Origin of the sequence: Vibrio sp. 1874, assembly GCF_033344395.1 — a bacterium.
Lineage (GTDB): Bacteria > Pseudomonadota > Gammaproteobacteria > Enterobacterales > Vibrionaceae > Vibrio > Vibrio alginolyticus.
Genome location: NZ_JAWPOR010000094.1, coordinates 1 through 1,359 on the forward strand (window position 1 = coordinate 1; position 1,359 = coordinate 1,359).

A 1,359-nucleotide genomic window follows, 5' to 3' on the forward strand; every position below is an offset into this window, starting at 1 on the left:
TGTTGCAGACGTTGAGCCTGAGCAAATTACGCCGCTTCTACGCAAATACGTGGCATCAATTAAGATGAAGCCGGGTAAAGCTGTAGATTATCGTGTGTCATTTAATGATGAGCTGCCAGCGCGCTCGGTCGTCACTGATGGTCACGAGCCTTCATCGTTTTACCTGCTGCGTTTTACCAACACCGACAAGTACAATCGTACGGCAAAAGACACGGTGATAGAAGACATTCTGGAGCGCATCAGTGCCGCACGAGTGCTGGAGACGTTCCGTGAAGAATCAAGCTTAGATTACAGCCCTAGCATTTATACGATGACGCAAGATGGTGAGCCGGTTTCGGACTGGTTGTTTGAATCGCAGGTGGATCCAAAAGATGTGGGTTTGATGGATAAACTGTTGGATAAGGTTTTCGACGATCTCGCGACCAACATTACCCAGAAAGAAGTCGACACTGCGGCCAAGCAGCTTGCTGTCGCGATGCAAGGATTGGGTGACAACCCTGGTTCTCGCGCTTGGGTTTACAGCCGCTACCTCGCGCACGACTACGGATTGGATGTTGTGTTGGATGTGGAGAAAGCCGCTAAGAGCGTAACACTAGAAGAAGTGAAAGCACGTGCGGCATCGGCGTTTGGTCCGAATGCCAAGCGTTCTGCGCTGATTCTCAACCCGATGTAAAACCAGACATTGGATGCAAACAGTAAAACGAAAAAGACGGCTTAATCGCCGTCTTTTTTATGCGCTTTTGCGCGCGAGTCGCTTTTCAGTGTTGGCGCTGTTGTCTTTCGCCGTTGCGCTTTCTTGCGCTTTGCCTTTCAGGCTAACCACTTCTTTTTCTGGCAATTCTGCTGCTTCACCGAAGAACTTACCGCCCGGTTCAATGCTCAGATTGTTGCTCCAGATTTTGCCACTGACACGGCCTTTAGTGAGTACTTGAATGTGCTCTGCGTGACAGTTTCCGTCCAGAATACCATTGATGATCAGCTGCTTGGCATACACATCGCCAGTGACTCTACCGCTTTCTGCAACGACTAACGTGCCTTCGACATTCAGTTGACCATCGACGATGTCGTCAATCTGGACGTCGTTTTCTACTTTGAGTTCTCCGCTAACAGTACAGCCTTTGGCGATGAGAGTTGAAGCTGCTGAGCTACTCGTTGTTCCACGGTTTTTATCAAAGATTCCCATCGTATTTTTCGCTCCTTAGTAAAGATATCTTCAAAATTATTAAGGCTCCAATCAACAAACGGTTTTGGGTTCAATGCTCGTCCGACAAAGCGCACTTCGTAGTGCAGATGTGGGCCAGAAGAGAGCCCACTGTTGCCAGAAATCCCAATCAAATCGCCTTTTCTTACGAATTGGCC

3 protein-coding genes are annotated in these 1,359 nt (G+C 48.7%); 1 reads left to right on the forward strand and 2 read right to left on the reverse strand.

Annotated elements, in window-relative coordinates:
• Positions 1-673, forward strand: a 673-nt coding sequence (locus R8N46_RS24780) for an insulinase family protein (RefSeq protein WP_318189719.1), incomplete at its 5' end; no start/stop codon positions are given.
• A gap of 57 nt (positions 674-730) precedes the next feature.
• On the opposite strand, the gene R8N46_RS24785 is transcribed toward R8N46_RS24780, so the two are convergent.
• Together R8N46_RS24785 and R8N46_RS24790 are read right to left on the reverse strand one after the other, a co-directional pair.
• Positions 731-1,183: a bactofilin family protein gene (locus R8N46_RS24785; RefSeq protein WP_318189720.1), complete on the reverse strand. Its 453-nt coding sequence runs from the start codon at positions 1,181-1,183 to the stop codon at positions 731-733.
• Positions 1,087-1,359: M23 family metallopeptidase (locus tag R8N46_RS24790; protein WP_318189721.1), on the reverse strand; the 273-nt coding region annotated here is incomplete at its 5' end. The genes R8N46_RS24785 and R8N46_RS24790, both read right to left, overlap by 97 nt.

Excerpts from the sequence above, each read along its gene's own strand:
- R8N46_RS24785 (WP_318189720.1), bottom strand. The coding sequence starts at position 1,183 with ATGGGAATCTTTGATAAAAACCGTGGAACAACGAGTAGCTCAGCAGCT.